The sequence below is a fragment of the Acidovorax sp. LjRoot204 genome (genome assembly GCF_056175785.1).
This window is the reverse complement of record NZ_JBGFFF010000010.1, coordinates 1-15,395: the sequence shown is the minus strand read 5'-3', so window position 1 is coordinate 15,395 and position 15,395 is coordinate 1. Positions and strand designations below refer to the sequence as shown.

Here is a 15,395-nt window from a genome sequence, read left to right as displayed (position 1 = left end):
GAAGGGGGAAGCGGCGCAGCCGCTCAGGGGGTTGTCCCTCATTTTTTATTCCGACTCGAGCATTGTCTTGAGCAGCGGAATCGTGATGGCACGCTGGGTGCGCAGGGCAAAGGCGTCGAGCTGGTCCAGCAGCTGCATCAGGCTGCCCAGGTCGCGCGAAAAGCGGTTGAGCATGTAGTCCATGACTTCGTCGCCCAGGAACACGCCGCGCGCATCGGCCTCCTGGCGCAGCACGGCGCGGCGCTCGGCCTCGCCCAGCAGTTGCAGCTGGAACACATGGCCCCAGCCCAGACGGCTGCGCAGGTCGTCGCGCAGCGGCAAGTCGGCGGGGGGCAGATCGCCAGCCGCCAGCACCCAGCGCTGGCTACCGCTGGCGGGGCTGATGGCATTGACGAACCAGTTGAAGGCCGTGGCCTGCTGGGCGGTGCTGTACAGGTGCACGTCGTCCATGACCACGGCGGCCCAGCGCTCGTCAAAGTCTGGCGGCTCACCCACCGAGGGGTCGAGCCAGCCCACGCTGGAGCCCTGCTCGCGCAGGGCCTGGCGCACGGCCTGGAGCAAATGGGTCTTGCCGCTGCCCGGCTCGCCCCAGAGGTAGGTGGGCACCGGGGAGCGGGTGGCTTCACTGCTGCCCGCCCCGGCGGCCAGGCGCAGGTGCTGCAGCGCGGCCTCGTTGGGCCCGGCAAAAAAACGGTCCAGGGTGGGCCCGGTGGCCAGGCCGATGTCCAGCGCCAGTTGCTTCATCGTCATGCGCGGCGCCCGCACAGTACAGGCTGAACCGTGGCGGAAGGTGCGGAAGCGGCGGTCAGGAAGAGGGTCAGCAGCGGCATCACAAGTGGGTGGGAAGGCACCGGGCCGTCGATGACTGCGGCCAGGCGCGGCGACAAAGTGGCATACGGCGCGTGGTCACCGACCGGCTCCCTCGCAGGGGCTGGGCGACAATGGCCGCGATTTTAGTCTGCTGCCAGCCCCCTGGGCCGCCGCCCGGCACCACCGTCCCCTGCCTTGCACCATGACACCTCCCGCCGCCCCCGCCAAGCGCCTGCCCGCCAGCATCTGGGCGCTGGGCTTCGTCAGCCTGTTGATGGACGTGTCGTCCGAGATGATCCACAGCCTGCTGCCGGTGTTCCTGGTCACCACGCTGGGCGTGAGCATGCTCGCGGTGGGCCTGATCGAGGGCGCGGCCGAGGCCACAGCGCTGGTACTCAAGGTGTTTTCGGGGGTGTTGAGCGACTGGTGGGGGCGGCGCAAGCCGCTGGCGGTGCTCGGCTACGGGCTCGGGGCACTGTCCAAACCCCTGTTTGCCATCGCGCCCACCGTGGGCCTGGTGGTCATGGCGCGCCTGCTCGACCGGGTGGGCAAGGGCATACGCGGCGCGCCGCGCGACGCGCTGGTGGCCGACCTTGCGCCGCCCGGCATGCGGGGCGCAGCATTCGGGCTGCGGCAGTCCCTGGACACCGTGGGCGCCTTTTTGGGCCCACTGCTGGCCATGGGGCTGATGCTGCTGTGGGCCAATGACTTCCGCGCCGTGTTCTGGGTGGCCGTGATTCCGGCCGCCCTGTGCGTGGCACTGCTCCTGGTGGGCGTGCGCGAGCCCGAGCGCGCCGCCAGCGCCGTGCGCACCAACCCCATCCGTCGCGAGAACCTGCGCCGCCTGGGTGGCGCCTACTGGTGGGTGGTGGCGCTGGGCGCCGTGTTCACGCTGGCACGCTTCAGCGAGGCATTTTTGGTGCTGCGCGTGCAACAGGGTGGCCTGCCGCTGGCCTGGACGCCCCTGGTGCTGGTGCTGATGAACGTGGTGTTTGCACTGGGCGCCTACCCGCTGGGCAAACTGGCAGACAGCACCCGCCACACCACGCTGCTGGCCTGGGGGCTGGTAGCGCTGATCGCTGCCGATGCGCTGCTGGCCTTCAGCGACCGGGGCGCCGCCGCCTGGCTGGGGATTGCGCTATGGGGCCTGCACATGGCCATGACGCAGGGGCTGCTGGCCACCATGGTGGCCGACACCGCACCGGCCGACCTGCGGGGCACGGCGTTTGGCATGTTCAACCTGGTCAGCGGCGTGGCGCTGCTGGTGGCCAGCGGCCTGGYAGGCCTGCTGTGGGACCGGCTGGGCGCCAGTGCCACGTTTGGTGCCGGAATCCTGTTTGCCACGCTGGCGCTGGCGGGTGTGTTGGTGCAATCTGCCCGGCACGGCCGCACACCAAAGCCCCCAGTACCGCAGGGCTGAGGTGGTGGGCCTGAGCGTGCCCCTTAAAATCCCCGGATTCCAGCCCGCCCGGCGGGCCTACCAGCACCACACCACCCATGAGCTCTTCTGCCCCCTCCACCCCCATCTCCTACAAAGACGCCGGCGTTGACATCGACGCGGGCGACGCMCTGGTCGASCGCATCAAGCCGCTSGCCAAGAAGACCMTGCGCGAAGGCGTGCTGGCSGGCATCGGCGGCTTTGGCGCGCTGTTYGARGTGCCCAAGCGCTACAAGGAGCCSGTGCTGGTSWSYGGCACCGAYGGCGTGGGCACCAAGCTCAAGCTGGCSTTYGAATGGAACATGCACGACACSGTSGGCATCGACCTGGTGGCCATGAGCGTGAACGACGTGCTGGTGCAGGGCGCCGAGCCCCTGTTCTTCCTGGACTACTTTGCCTGCGGCAAGCTCGACGTGGACACAGCTGCGGCCGTGGTCGGCGGCATCGCCAAGGGCTGCGAACTCTCCGGTTGTGCGCTGATCGGCGGCGAAACGGCCGAAATGCCCGGTATGTACCCGGCGGGCGAATACGACCTGGCCGGCTTTGCCGTGGGCGCAGTCGAAAAGTCCAAGATCCTGACCGGCAAGGACGTGGCCCCTGGCGACGTGGTGCTGGGCCTGGCCAGCCACGGCGTGCACTCCAATGGCTTCTCGCTGGTGCGCAAGTGCATTGACCGCGCTGAAAGCCAGGGCACCGTGCCCGCCACGCTGGACGGCAAGCCCTTCAAGCAAGCCATCATGGAGCCCACCCGCCTGTACGTGAAGAACGTGCTGGCCGCGCTGGCCGCTCACCCSATCAAGGCMCTGGCCCACATCACGGGCGGYGGYYTGCTSGAGAACATCCCCCGCGTGCTGCCCGACGGCACCGCCGCGCACCTGAAGAAGGGCAGCTGGCCCCAGACCGAGCTGTTCGCCTGGCTGCAGAAGACGGCGGGCATCGACGACATCGAGATGAACCGCACCTTCAACAACGGCATCGGCATGGTGGTGGTGGTGGATGCGGCCAACGCCGAAGCCACGGCCGCCACGCTGCGAGCTGCCGGTGAACAGGTCTACGCGATTGGCACGATCGCAGCGCGTGGCGAAGGCGCCGCCGTGGTGGTGGCTTGATACCCGGCCAGCAACACCGCCCCCTCACCGCGCATGGCGCAGCGCCCCGCTCCACCCCCCTCAGCGCAACCTGAGCCCACGCCCACCACCCTGCCCCCGCGCGCCCTGAACCAGGGCATCGTGGTGGCCAGCTATCTGCTGGTGGCCGCTGCGCTGCTGCTGGTGATGTGGCGTGGCCTGCTGCCCGGCCTGCTGTGTGTGTGCCTGGGCTTTTTGCTCACCCGGGCGCTCACGGGCTGGTTTGCAGCGGGGCTGGGCCGGATCCAGCGCCAAGCCGCCCCATCCCCCACCAGCCTGCGCGTGGCCCAGGTCACGGCCGCTGGTCTGGTGATGCTGCTGCCCCTGGCGCTGCTGGCGCTGGGCCTGACCCATTCGCGTGGCTACCTGGTCAGCGCACCGCAGCAGTACCAGGAACTGCTCACCTACATGGCCCGCACGGTGCTGGAGCTGCGCCTGAAGCTGCCCGCCGACATGGCCTCCCACCTGCCCGAGGGCGTGGCCGACATCCAGCGCATCATTGCCAGCTATCTGGGCGCCAAGGCCGGTGCGCTGGCCATGGCGGGGCGGGCCTGGCTAGCCGGTGTGCTGTTTGCCTATGTGGGCCTGCTCATCGGCGCGCTTGCCGCCGTGCGCCCGCCGGTGCTGGCGCGCGGCCCGCTGGCCCAGCAGCTCAAGCTGCGCATCACGCTGTTTGGCGAGGCGTTCCGCCAGATCGTGGCGGCGCAGTTCTGGATCGCGGCSTTCAACACSCTGCTSACCGCCCTSTTCCTGCTGTTCGTGCTGCCGGTGTGGGGGCTGCAGCTGCCTTACACGCCGGYSCTGRTCACSYTSACCTTCGTGGCSGGSCTTGTGCCCATCGTGGGYAACCTGGTGTGCAACGTGGTGATCACCATCGTGGGGCTTTCGGTGTCGCCGCTGGCGGCCGCCGCCTGCCTGGGGTTTTTGATCCTGATCCACAAGGCCGAATAYGTGATCAACGCCAAGGTGGTSGGCMGCCGCACSCAGATGSGSGTGTGGGAGCTKCTGASSGTGATGTTCGTGGCCGAGGCSGTGTTYGGCCCKKCSGGGCTGGTGGCGGCGCCGCTKTTCTATGCGTACCTCAAGAAGGAACTGGTGGCCGCTCGGCTGGTGTGACCGCAGCCGGGCAGTGGCCTGCGRCCCCCCCGGAGCCACCCGCACGGATAGTCACTTTTTGATAGCAGCAAGCACAATCAGCACTAGCGCTTGCGGCCATTTTTTTGACTATTTTGCGAATTGACGGGCCGCAAAGGCCCAGATGAGCGCCGACGCATCGGGCCCGGCCGGGTCGCTGTAGGGCAACTGCGCGGCGCCGCCGCTCCAGGCATGGGCCAGCCCGACCACCTCACGCAGCGCCACCACGGTACGGCCCCGGGCCTTGAATTCGGTCACCCGCATGGGGTATCGCTGGCCCCTCTGCAAGGTGCGGATGGCACCCGCCCGCGCCCCCAACGCACCGGCCCACAACAAGGCGGTCGCCGCCGCGTTGCGCACCGACACCACACCATCGGCATCGCCATGCACGATCAACAGCGGTGGTAAGGCCGCAGGGGCGCTGACGGGCAGTACGGTAGCGTCCGTCGGTGCGACCGCAGCGGCAACCGCAGGAGGGTCCGGCAGATGGGCCTCGCGGCGGCCATGCATGGCCGCCAGGGCCGTAGCGGCGGATTCGGCCGTGCCGGGCGCCACACCGGAATGCATGGCCACCGCGCAGAACCGGTGGGGGTAAAGCGCCGCCATCAGCACCGCCATGCTGGCGCCTGCCGACAACCCGGCCACCGCCACCCGCGCCAGGTCCACCGGCAGGCGGCGCGCCACCTTGTCCACGGCGGCCAGCAGCGTGGCGGCTTCGGCCTCGGCCCGGCCATTGCGGCGTTCAAACCAGTTCCAGCAGCCGTGGGCGTTGGCCATGCGCTCCTGCTCGGGGTACAGCACCACAAACCGATGGCGCGCCGCCAGCCGGTTCATGCGCGACACGGCGGCAATGTCCCGCCCCGTCTGGCCGCAGCCGTGCAGCATGACCAGCAGCGGCAGCTTTTCGCCCGGGCGCAGGGCCAGCCCGGCAGGCACATAGGCATGAAACCGCCGCGCCCCCGCCGGGCCGGGGGCCACGCCAGACATCCACTCGCCCCGTGACGGCACCGGCTTGCCTGCGGGGCGCGGTGTGCGGGCCGTGGAGGGCATCTTGGCAACCGCCGCCTTGCGCGGCGCTGTCCGCAGTTTGGACGCTGCCTTGGCCCGCACCGGCCGGGTGCTGGCCCGCGCAGCCCGCGCGAAGGCCTTGAGATTGCGCTGGTAGGCCCGCGTCAGGGACGACAGCGAGAACAGGCGGGAGCGGCGGGGCATAGGCGGGCAGGTGGTCTGGCGGTCGATGTTCAAAGACAAGGGAAAACCCTAGTCACCTTAACAGCTTCCCGCATAGCTCGGATAGCGCTATGTCTTTGATAGCTTGAAAGGCAATATGTACCGTCGCATAACGCTGATATGACTCCAAAACCCGCTTCACAGGGTCAGCGCGGCACCTGAAATGGGCTGGGGGCGCCAGCCAGGCCCGTCATTCGCCACAGAATGATGGCTGAAATTGATCGAATCCTGTCTCCGTCAGTTCGGACCGTCGGCCGCTTTGCAGCGAACATAAGCACATCCAAACCACTGCCTCTGTGAGCACACCATGAAAACCTGTCTGATAGTGATTGATGTCCAGGAATCGTTCCGCCACCGTCCCTTTTTCACCGAACACGACCTGCCTGCCTACCTGCAAGCGCAGAACGCGCTGATCGACGGGTGTGTCGCCCAGAGTATCCCGGTGCTGCGTGTGTTCCACAGCGACGGCCCCGAAGTCGCCGAGAACCCGTTTTCGCAGGCCTCGGGCCAGGTGAGGCCGCTGAAAGGCTTGGCCACCTTCGACGCAGCAGCCACCTTCACCAAGTCGCGCCACAGCGCGTTGGTGGGCACGGGCCTCGATGTGTGGCTGACACGCCATGGCATCCGGCGCCTGATCGTGAGCGGCATCCGSACCGARCAATGCTGCGAAACCACCRCSCGCCACGCSTCSGACCTGGGCTGGGACGTGGACTACGTGACCGATGCCACGCTGACCTGGGACATGGTGCAGCCCGACGGCCAGGTGCTGGCGGCGGCCGACATCAAGACCCGCACCGCCACCGTGCTGCAAGGCCGCTTTGCGACCCTGTGCACCGTGCAACAGGCGCTGGACCGGGCGGCCGCATGAGCAGCGCCCAGCCATTGCAGGTCGCCATCCTGGTGTTCGACGACGTGGAGGCCCTGGACCTGGGCGGGCCCTATGAGGTCTTCACCACTGCCAGCCGCATGCACCAGCGGCAACATCCCGGCGCGCCTGCACCGTTTGTGGTGCAGTGCGTGGCCCGCAGCCTGGACCCGGTGCGCGCCCGGGCGGGTTTGCGCGTGTTGCCCGATGCGGACTTTGCCAGCGCCACCGCGCCCGATGTGCTGATCGTGCCCGGCGGCGTGGTCGATGCCGCTGCGGCCTGCCCTGCCACCCGCGCCTGGGTCGCCCAGGCGGCAGGCCGTGCGCAGATCACGGCCTCGGTGTGCACAGGGGCCTTCATCCTGGCCGCAGCCAGTGTGCTGACCGAAGGCCCGGCAACCACCCACTGGGAGGACACCGCCGACCTGCGCACGCAGTACCCCACGCTCGACGTGCAGGAGAATGTGCGCTGGGTGGACCGGGGCGCGCTGGTCACATCCGCTGGCATCAGCGCTGGCATCGACATGAGCCTGCACCTGGTCACCCGGCTGCTGGGCGCGGCGCTGTCCGAGCGCACGGCCCGCCAGATGGACACGCCCTGGAACCCCCAGCCCTGACACGCTTTTAGCCTGACCCAAAACCATCGATGCAGAACCCGGCCTCGTCCCCCATCCACGTCTATTTCGCCCTGCTGCCGGGCAGCCTGGTGCTGGACTGGGCGGGCCCGGCCGAAGCGCTGCGCATCGCCAATCAGACCCTGGCCAAGCAAGGCCAGCCCGAGCGGTTTGTGCAGCACTTTGTGAGCCCCACGCCCGAGTCTGTCTCGTCGGTAGGTGCCGTGCTGACCCAGCTGGAGCCGCTGCCTGCCACCCTGCCCAGCCCCGCCTGGGTGGTGCTGGTGGGCCTGGCCGGGCAACACATCGCGGTGGACGGCGACGAGGCCCGCGCGCTGCTGCACTGGCTGCGCGGGCTGCGGCCCGTGGCGGGGCAGCTGGAGCTGATCACCGTGTGCGCGGGCTCGGTGCTGGCCGCCCATGCCGGCCTGCTGACGGGGCGCCGCGCCACCACCCACCACCAGCATCTGGACGAGTTGGCCGCCGTGGACCCGCGCTGCGACGTGGTGGCCAACCGCGTGTTTGTGGCCGACGGCGCCGTGTACAGCAGCGCGGGCGTGACCACAGGCATCGACCTGTTGCTGCACCGCATCTCGGACACCTGCGGCCCCGCGCTGGCCGCGCAGGTGGCACAGGCCATGGTGGTGGCCCTGCGCCGGGGGCCCAACGACCCGGAGTTCTCACCCTTTCTGCACCACCGCAACCACCTGCATCCGGCCCTGCACCGCGTGCAGGACGCCGTGGGCCAACAGCCCCAGGCCGACTGGAGCGTGCCGCAGATGGCCGAGGTGGCCCACACCTCACCCCGGCATCTGACGCGGCTGTTTCTGGAACATGCGGGCATCGCCCCGCTGCAATACCTGCGCCGCATCCGCCTGGCCACGGCCGAGGCCGCGCTGCGGTCCGGACAGAACGTGACGCAGGCAGCGCTGATGGCGGGGTTCAGCTCCGACACGCAGCTGCGCCGGGCCTGGCACCAGTTCGGGCGCGGCGGCACGCCATCACAGGGCAGTGCGCGCAGCCACTGAGGGACCAGTCCGGTGTTATGCCGCGCGATGCACGCGACACGGCACCCGCCCATAATCAAGCCCTTTGCCGCACCACCCGCCGGGTCGCCACCATGCAAGAACCACCCCGCCCCGCCAACGAGCCTGACCGCCTGCAGGCCCTGCGCCAGCTGCTGATTCTGGATACGCCCCCCGAGGAGCGGTTTGACCGCCTGACGGCCTTTGCCGCGCAGGAGTTCGATGTGCCCACGGTTTTGCTGTCACTCATCGACGACGGCCGCCAGTGGTTCAAGTCACGGTTGGGCATGAACCAGTGCGAGACCTCGCGGGGCATCTCGTTCTGCGGCCACGCCATCCTGCAAGACGACATCATGGTCGTGCCCGATGTGAACCAGGACGAGCGCTTCATCGGCAACCCGCTGGTCACCGGCGAGCCCCACATCCAGTTCTATGCCGGCGCCCCGCTCAAGCTGCCGGGCGGGCAGAACGTAGGCACGCTGTGCCTGATCGATAACAAACCGCGCACCCTGGACGACATCGATCTGGCCATCCTGGGCTCGCTGCGCGACCTGGCAGTGGAAGAGCTGGYCCGGCGCCAGCAGGGAGCCTCGGCCCCATGAGTGACCACAGCCCCCAGGACATCCTGCTGATCGAACCCAGCTCGCTGACCGGCAGCATCATTGTGGCCACGGCGCGTCAACTGAACCTGCCCGCCGTGCGGCAGGTGAACAGCGTGCGCATGGCCCATCAGCGGTTGACACACCAGGACTTTGCGGGTGTGATCGTCTCAATTGACGAGCAAGAACAAGAGGCTATCGCGCTGCTGGAGCAGGTCCGCAACGACACGCTGGCCGTCAATGCCAATGTGCCGGTGGCGGTGACGACCACGCAGGTCGATGCCTCCACCGCCGTGAAGATGAAGGCCCTGCAGGTGCGGCGGGTGCTGATCAAGCCCTTCAAGGTGCGGGATGTGATCGCCACCATTGCACTGCTGAAGGACACTCAGCCTCCCTCGGCCCCGCAGGGCGCGCGCCAGGTGTCTTAGTAGATCTCCGGCACGTACATGCTGGCAGGCACGGGCTGGCGCAAATACTCGGGGTTGCGCACGCGGTCGGGCAGCACCACGGGCGGGTGTGGCACCTCCTGGTAGGGCAGCTGAGACAGCAGGTGCGCAATGCAGTTCAGSCGCGCCTTYTTCTTGTCYACCGCCTGCACCACCCACCAGGGTGCTTCGGTGATGTGGGTGCGCTCCAGCATCGTTTCCTTGGCCTTGGTGTAGKCCTCCCAGCGSMSGCGGCTTTCCAGGTCCATGGGGCTGAGCTTCCATTGCTTGAGCGGGTCGTGAATGCGGCCCAGAAAGCGCAGGTGCTGCTCTTCATCGGTGATGGAGAACCAGTATTTGACCAGCGTGATACCCGAACGCACCAGCATCTTTTCAAACTCGGGCACGGTGCGGAAGAACTCTTCGTATTCGTCGTCGGAGCAAAAGCCCATCACCCGCTCAACGCCCGCGCGGTTGTACCARCTGCGGTCRAACAGCACCATCTCGCCSGCMGCMGGCAGGTGCGCKRCRTAGCGCTGRAAGTACCACTGCGTGCGCTCKCGGTCGTTGGGYGCRGGCAGYGCSGCCACSCGGGCCACRCGSGGGTTCAGGCGCTGCGTGATGCGCTTGATGACGCCSCCCTTGCCCGCCGCRTCGCGSCCCTCGAAMAGRATSACCACCTTCTGSCKRCTGTGCTGCACCCAGTCCTGCAGCTTSACSARYTCGCCCTGCAGGCGGAACAGGTCCTTGAAGTACTGCTGGCGCGCCAGCTTGTCGCCAGGGCTGGGGGCGCCGATGTCATCGACCTCGCGGTCYTCGATCTCCAGTTCSAGCTCTTCGTCGTAGCTGTCGATSARGTCGYKGGCGATGCGTTGCATCAGCTCCTGCGTGTCAAGGGCGTTGTTGTAGAACATGGGCAAGCATCCGGCGGTAGTGCAAATCAGATGCGCGATGGTGGACCGCTGCAGTGACAGCGCCATGACACTGGTGTGATCTGTCACAACGCTGTCATGCCCAGAGGCCAGCATGCGAGGCCGTGCCGCCCGCAGACCACCCCGCCGCTTTGTCAAATCCCCTCGCCCCCAACGCCAGCCTGAACTACGGCGGAGATGCCGCCGGGCTGATCTGCGGCTACCTGCTGGGTACCRACACCCCGCCGCAGGAGGTGGATTCGGCCCAGGCCGCGCAATGGCTGGCCGGCCTGCAGGCAGGCGCCGCGCCGTCAGGGCAGTTTCTGTGGCTTCACTTCAACCTGAGCCACGCGCAGGCGGTGCGCTGGATGGAGCGGCACGCCCATCTGCCGGAAGCCTTTTTTGATGCGCTGAAGGACCGCTCGGTATCGACCCGCATCGAGCGCGACGACGACACGCTGATTGCCGTGCTCAACGACGCACACTTTGATTTTGCGTTCGAGCCTTCGGACATTGCGACCCTGTGGACCAGCGTGGCGCCGCACCTGATGGTGACCGGCCGCACGCGCCCGCTGCGGTCGGTGGACGTGCTGCGCACTGCCGTGCGCACCGGCAATGCCCCCTGCTCCAGCGTGGCGCTGCTGGCCGAGCTGATGCGCACCCAGGCCTCGGGCCTGGTGGACATCGTGCGGGGCGTGACACAACGCATCGACGATGTAGAAGACGCACTGCTGGCCGGGCGCCTGGACCACAAGCGCGCGCGGCTGGGTGTGCTGCGACGCYTGCTGGTGCGRCTGCAGCGSCTGCTGGCGCCCGAGCCGGCAGCGCTGTTTCGCCTGCTGCAGCACCCGCCCGCGTGGATGGGCGCCGACGATGCACAGGAGCTGCGCGATTCGACCGAGGAGTTTTCGGTGGTGCTGCGCGACATGCAGGGCCTGCAGGAGCGCATCAAGCTGCTGCAGGAAGAAATCGCCGCCAGCGTGCAGGAGGCCAACAGCCGCAGCCTGTTTGTGCTGACGGTGGTGACCGTGCTGGCCTTGCCCATCAACATTCTGGCCGGCCTGTTTGGGATGAACGTGGGCGGGGTGCCGCTGGCCGACAACGGCCACGGCTTCTGGATCATCGTGGCCGTGGTGGCGGCTTTCACGGCGGTTGCGGGCTGGCTGGCCCTGCGAGGCACGCGCGATCAGTAGGTGGGACCGTGCGGCAGGTTCGATCGCCCGACAGGCCCGGTGGCAAGCCCCACTACAATGCCGCCCCTTGCCCAGCTCCCCGGACCCCCTGCCACCATGAACATCGTCGTCAACGAAGAACTCAAAGCCTACATCGAACCCCTGACCCCCGACGAACACGACGCACTGGAACGCAGCATCCTCACCGAAGGCTGCCGCGACGCACTGGTGCTGTGGGGCGATGTGCTGGTGGACGGGCACAACCGCTACGGCATCTGCCAAAAACATGGCCTGCCGTTCCAGACCGTGCAGAACCCGCGCTTTCAGACGATGGAAGACGTGCACCTGTGGATGATCGACCAGCACCTGGGCCGCCGCAGCGTGTCGGATTTCCAGCGCGGCGTGCTCGCCCTGCGCAAGCGCGAGATCATGGCCGAGCGCAAGGCCCGCGCAGCCACCTCCACAGAGACCGCCGAAGCCACCCCCACGGCTGACGTGCCCGAGGCAGCAGCCGCCCTGCCCGCCCCCGACCCTTTGAGCAGCCGCGAGGCCATTGCCAAGGCTGCGCGGCTGAGCAGCAGCCAGGTGGTGATGATCGAAAAGATCCAGAAACAGGCGGCCCCCGAGCTGGTGGCCGCTGTGAAGTCCGGCACCATCTCCATCAACGCCGCAGCCGCTGTGGCCACCCTGCCCGCCGAGGAACAGGTGGCAGCGGCCGTGGCCGGCAAGGACGAACTCAAGCAGGCGGCCAAACGCGTGCGCGAACTCAACAAGCGCAAGCCGCGCGAGGAGGCTCCGGCAGAAGGTAGCCCGGCAGACACCCCCACGGACTCCGTTCCAGCCAGCGACGAGTTGCACACACTGCGCATCCGTGTGGCGGAACTGACGGCGGAGAACACCGAGCTGCGCCGTCAAGTAGCGCAATTGCAGGCAGCGCTACCTGCAGACAGCACGCCGTTCTAAACCTATTTTTGAGTCAGGCACCGGACATCAGCCGTTGGCGTTGCGCAGCGCGCTCAGCCGGTCGGCGATGAGGTCGAGATCCAGCCCGTCTTCGCTGTGGGCCAGATAGGCCTCCAGGTCGGCCACCGCCTCGGCTGTGTTGCCACGCTCGGCGTGCGCCAGCCCCCGGTCGCGGCGCTCGCCCCAGGCCTCGGGCAACAACACGATCAACCGGTCCAGCACGGCGACCAGCCGTTGCCAGTCCTGCTGGGTGCGGTGCACCTCCTTGAGGTTGCGCAGCATGCGCGCAATGATGTCGCGCGGTGTGGCGGCCTGCAGATACAGGCCGAGCGGTACGTCGTAATCGTCCACCAGACCATTGCGGCGCTTGTAGGGCTCCAGCCGCTCGGCCAGCTCCTCGCGGCTGAGCGACTGGCCCGAGATCGGGTCCAGCACCACCTGGCCCTTGGGCAGCAGCACCTTGACCATGAAGTGCCCCGGGAACGCAATGCCCCGCGCATGTAAGCCCAGCCCCTGCGCCAGCTCCATCCACAGCACAGCTAGGCTGATGGGAATGCCCCTGCGCGTGCGCAGCACGGCGTTGAGGTAGCTGTTCTCTGGGTCGTAGTAGTTGTTGATGTTGCCGCCAAAACCCAGGTCGGCAAAAAAGAACTGGTTGAGCGTGCGCAGCCGCTGCAGCGCCGGCGCATCGGCGGGCAGGCGGCGCTTGATGCGGGCCTGCAGCTGGTCCACATCGCCCAGCAGTTGCTGCACGTCGAACTCGGGGTATTCATCCTGCGCGAGGCTGGCGGCGGCTTCGAGCAGCGGAAAGTGGTCGTCGCTCTGCACCAGAGATGCAAAGTACTCCAGCGAGGTGGGCACGGAAAGGCTCAAGGACATGGCAGCTTTGTACGGGGCCGTCGCCATGGCGTCAAGCCACAGAAGAGCGGGCTTTGCGGGGTATTTCGGGGTCCAGGCCTGCCGCAGATATTCAGCGGCGCAGCAGCTGGCGCAGCTTCAGGCCGGCCGCCCACAGGGCGCCGAAGTACAGCACTGCGGCTGCAGCCATCATCGCGGCCAGCAGGCCGATGCGCTGAAGGCGCTGCGCCTTCATTTCCACCCAGTCGAAATGCTGGGCACCCCACGCCAGCAGCACTGCCAGCAAGGCGCTGGCCGCCACCACCTGCAAGGCAAACCGCCCCCAGCCGGGCAAGGGCCGGTAGCTACCGCGCCGCAGCAGCCCCACCAGCAGCCAGGTAGCGTTGATGACCGCCCCCACGCCAATCGACAGCGTCAGCGCCGCATGCTGCAAATAGGGCACCAGCACAAAGTTCATCATCTGCGTGAGCACTAGCACCGCCACGGCAATCAGCATGGGCGTGCGCATGTCGTGCYTGGCAAAGTAGCCCGGCGCCAGCACCTTGATGGCCACGATGCCCACGATGCCAACCCCGTAGCCCGCCAGGGCCAGCGTGGTCTGCTGCACGTCCCGGTCGGCAAAGGCGCCGTAGTGGTAGAGCACGGCCACCAGGGGCTTGGCAAACACCAGCAGCGCCACCATGCAGGGCACCGACAGCACCACCACCAGCCGCAGCCCCCAGTCGAGCATGGCCGAATAGCGTTCGTCGTCCTGCTTGGCGCGGGCRCYGGCCAGCTGCGGCATCAGCACCACGCCCAGCGCCACGCCCAGCAWSGCGGTSGGSAGYTCCATCAGGCGGTCGGCATAGGTGATCCAGCTCACGCTGCCAGTGGCCAGGTGCGAGGCAATCTGCGTATTGATGAGCAGCGAAACCTGCGCCACGCTCACCCCCAGCAAGGCGGGCAGCATCAGGCGCGCCACCTTGCGGGTGGTCGGGTCCGCCCACGCAGCGCGGATGGCGGACCAGCGCACGCCAATGCGGGGCAGCAGCCCCAGGCGCAGCAGCGCAGGCACCTGGATGCCCAGTTGCAGCAGGCCACCCAGCATCACGCCCGCYGCCTGCGCATAGATAGGCTCGATGCCATAGCGCGCAAACAAGGGCGCGCCCAGCGTGATGGACAGGATGAGCGCAATGTTGAGCAACACCGGCGAGGCTGCAGGCACCGCAAACTTCTTCCACGTGTTGAGAATGCCSCCCGCCAGCGCCACCAGCGACATGAAGCCGATGTAGGGGAACATCCAGCGGGTCATCGTGACTGCGGCGTCAAACCCCTGGGGCTGGAGCCCACTGGCCATGGCCCACACCATCCAGGGCGCACCCAGCACGCCCGCGATGCACAGCAGCACCAGCGTCCAGGCCAGCAAGGTGCCCACGTGGTCGATCAGCGCCCGGGCGCCCTCGTCGCCGTCCTCGGCCCGGGTGGCAGCCAGCACCGGCACAAAAGCCTGGCTGAAAGCGCCCTCGCCCAGCACCCGGCGGAACAGGTTGGGAATGCGGAACGCCACATTGAAGGCGTCCGTCATGGCACTGACCCCGAACACGGAGGCCATGAGCAACTCGCGCACCAGCCCGGTGATGCGGGAGACGAGGGTCAAGAGGGAGACGGTGGAGGCGGCTTTGAACAGTGACACCGGCGGGAGTGTATGCGCTTGCAGGCGCGCACTGGCAGCAGGCCGGGCGGCCCCAGGAGGCGGCAGAAGCTTCAAGGGACGATCCTTCCTGAGGGAGTGGATCACCCACTGTGAACGGTGCGTGTGAGGCGAACAGGAAGTGGGTGGGGTGAGCGTGAAGCGTTGTCGCAGTGGCGCAACGAAAGGCTCTGGGCTATAATCGCGGGCTTTGCTGGCATCATCCACAGACCCAAGGAACTAAACAATGGCATCCGCAAAACCCAAGAAGAAGAACCCGCGCCTGGCGTCGGGCCGCAAGCGCGTCCGTCAGGACGTCAAGATCAACGCTGCTAACACCTCGCTGCGTTCCAAATACCGTACCGCTGTCAAGAACGTCGAAAAGGCTGTTCTGGCTGGCGACAAGACCAAGGCGACCGAACTGTTCGCCAAGATGCAAGCCGTGGTGGACACCGTGGCTGACAAGGGCATCTTCCACAAGAACAAGGCTGCTCGCGACAAGAGCCGTCTGTCTGCCAAGGTGAAAGCCCTGGCAACGGCCGCCTGACCCACTTC

General features: G+C 67.6%; 16 protein-coding genes. 11 read left to right on the top strand and 5 right to left on the bottom strand.

Going from position 1 to position 15,395, the window contains the following annotated elements; genetic code table 11:
• Positions 1-45 precede the first annotated feature (45 nt).
• Complete coding sequence (gene hda / locus AC04MI_RS03785; protein ID WP_056748298.1) at positions 46-744, bottom strand: DnaA regulatory inactivator Hda; 699 nt, start codon at positions 742-744, stop codon at positions 46-48.
• Positions 745-1,012: 268 nt separating this feature from the next.
• Here hda and AC04MI_RS03780 point away from each other — a divergent pair, with 268 nt between their 5' ends.
• The 3 genes from AC04MI_RS03780 to AC04MI_RS03770 all read left to right on the top strand — a co-directional run bounded on the left by AC04MI_RS03780 (position 1,013) and on the right by AC04MI_RS03770 (position 4,491).
• On the top strand, positions 1,013-2,230 hold the full coding sequence (locus tag AC04MI_RS03780; protein ID WP_476497121.1) for an MFS transporter: 1,218 nt from the start codon (positions 1,013-1,015) through the stop codon (positions 2,228-2,230).
• A gap of 77 nt (positions 2,231-2,307) precedes the next feature.
• Complete coding sequence (gene purM, locus AC04MI_RS03775; protein ID WP_476497120.1) at positions 2,308-3,357, top strand: phosphoribosylformylglycinamidine cyclo-ligase; 1,050 nt, start codon at positions 2,308-2,310, stop codon at positions 3,355-3,357.
• Positions 3,358-3,390: 33 nt separating this feature from the next.
• On the top strand, positions 3,391-4,491 hold the full coding sequence (locus AC04MI_RS03770) for an AI-2E family transporter (RefSeq protein ID WP_476497118.1): 1,101 nt from the start codon (positions 3,391-3,393) through the stop codon (positions 4,489-4,491).
• 108 nt (positions 4,492-4,599) lie between these two features.
• On the opposite strand, the gene AC04MI_RS03765 is transcribed toward AC04MI_RS03770, so the two are convergent.
• Entirely contained in the window at positions 4,600-5,721 is a 1,122-nt protein-coding gene (locus AC04MI_RS03765; protein WP_436077771.1) for an extracellular catalytic domain type 1 short-chain-length polyhydroxyalkanoate depolymerase, read from the bottom strand.
• A gap of 325 nt (positions 5,722-6,046) precedes the next feature.
• Between AC04MI_RS03765 and AC04MI_RS03760 the strand changes: the two genes are divergently transcribed.
• The 5 genes from AC04MI_RS03760 (at position 6,047) to AC04MI_RS03740 (ending at position 9,270) form a co-directional block, all read left to right on the top strand.
• A complete protein-coding gene (locus AC04MI_RS03760) occupies positions 6,047-6,607 on the top strand; it encodes a cysteine hydrolase family protein (protein ID WP_476497116.1) in 561 nt (186 codons plus the stop codon).
• Complete coding sequence (locus AC04MI_RS03755) at positions 6,604-7,221, top strand: DJ-1/PfpI family protein (RefSeq protein ID WP_436077769.1); 618 nt, start codon at positions 6,604-6,606, stop codon at positions 7,219-7,221. The genes AC04MI_RS03760 and AC04MI_RS03755 overlap by 4 nt, the downstream gene beginning before the upstream one ends.
• A gap of 29 nt (positions 7,222-7,250) precedes the next feature.
• Entirely contained in the window at positions 7,251-8,246 is a 996-nt protein-coding gene (locus AC04MI_RS03750; RefSeq protein WP_056748306.1) for a GlxA family transcriptional regulator, read from the top strand.
• Positions 8,247-8,338: 92 nt separating this feature from the next.
• Positions 8,339-8,845: a GAF domain-containing protein gene (locus AC04MI_RS03745; protein ID WP_476497115.1), complete on the top strand. Its 507-nt coding sequence runs from the start codon at positions 8,339-8,341 to the stop codon at positions 8,843-8,845.
• A complete protein-coding gene (locus AC04MI_RS03740) occupies positions 8,842-9,270 on the top strand; it encodes a DNA-binding transcriptional response regulator (protein WP_436077768.1) in 429 nt (142 codons plus the stop codon). The genes AC04MI_RS03745 and AC04MI_RS03740 overlap by 4 nt, the downstream gene beginning before the upstream one ends.
• On the opposite strand, the gene ppk2 is transcribed toward AC04MI_RS03740, so the two are convergent.
• Positions 9,267-10,181, bottom strand: a complete 915-nt coding sequence (gene ppk2, locus AC04MI_RS03735; protein ID WP_476497114.1) for a polyphosphate kinase 2 — start codon at positions 10,179-10,181, stop codon at positions 9,267-9,269. The two genes, AC04MI_RS03740 and ppk2, sit on opposite strands and share 4 nt — an antisense overlap.
• A 149-nt stretch (positions 10,182-10,330) precedes the next feature.
• Between ppk2 and AC04MI_RS03730 the strand changes: the two genes are divergently transcribed.
• A complete protein-coding gene (locus tag AC04MI_RS03730) occupies positions 10,331-11,371 on the top strand; it encodes a transporter (protein WP_476497113.1) in 1,041 nt (346 codons plus the stop codon).
• A gap of 96 nt (positions 11,372-11,467) precedes the next feature.
• Positions 11,468-12,313, top strand: a complete 846-nt coding sequence (locus AC04MI_RS03725) for a ParB N-terminal domain-containing protein (protein ID WP_056067077.1) — start codon at positions 11,468-11,470, stop codon at positions 12,311-12,313.
• A gap of 27 nt (positions 12,314-12,340) precedes the next feature.
• On the opposite strand, the gene AC04MI_RS03720 is transcribed toward AC04MI_RS03725, so the two are convergent.
• Positions 12,341-13,192: a SirB1 family protein gene (locus AC04MI_RS03720; RefSeq protein ID WP_056066673.1), complete on the bottom strand. Its 852-nt coding sequence runs from the start codon at positions 13,190-13,192 to the stop codon at positions 12,341-12,343.
• Between the two features lie 91 nt (positions 13,193-13,283).
• Complete coding sequence (gene murJ, locus AC04MI_RS03715) at positions 13,284-14,843, bottom strand: murein biosynthesis integral membrane protein MurJ (RefSeq protein ID WP_476497111.1); 1,560 nt, start codon at positions 14,841-14,843, stop codon at positions 13,284-13,286.
• A gap of 244 nt (positions 14,844-15,087) precedes the next feature.
• Between murJ and rpsT the strand changes: the two genes are divergently transcribed.
• Positions 15,088-15,387, top strand: coding sequence for a 30S ribosomal protein S20 (rpsT, locus tag AC04MI_RS03710; protein ID WP_056066666.1), 300 nt, complete (start codon positions 15,088-15,090; stop codon positions 15,385-15,387).
• Positions 15,388-15,395: the final 8 nt, after the last annotated feature.

Coding starts and splice junctions, on each gene's coding strand:
- hda (WP_056748298.1), bottom strand. CDS start 744: ATGAAGCAACTGGCGCTGGACATCGGCCTGGCCACCGGGCCCACCCTG.
- AC04MI_RS03765 (WP_436077771.1), bottom strand. CDS start 5,721: ATGCCCCGCCGCTCCCGCCTGTTCTCGCTGTCGTCCCTGACGCGGGCC.
- AC04MI_RS03755 (WP_436077769.1), top strand. CDS start 6,604: ATGAGCAGCGCCCAGCCATTGCAGGTCGCCATCCTGGTGTTCGACGAC.
- AC04MI_RS03750 (WP_056748306.1), top strand. CDS start 7,251: ATGCAGAACCCGGCCTCGTCCCCCATCCACGTCTATTTCGCCCTGCTG.
- AC04MI_RS03740 (WP_436077768.1), top strand. CDS start 8,842: ATGAGTGACCACAGCCCCCAGGACATCCTGCTGATCGAACCCAGCTCG.
- AC04MI_RS03725 (WP_056067077.1), top strand. CDS start 11,468: ATGAACATCGTCGTCAACGAAGAACTCAAAGCCTACATCGAACCCCTG.
- AC04MI_RS03720 (WP_056066673.1), bottom strand. CDS start 13,192: ATGTCCTTGAGCCTTTCCGTGCCCACCTCGCTGGAGTACTTTGCATCT.
- rpsT (WP_056066666.1), top strand. CDS start 15,088: ATGGCATCCGCAAAACCCAAGAAGAAGAACCCGCGCCTGGCGTCGGGC.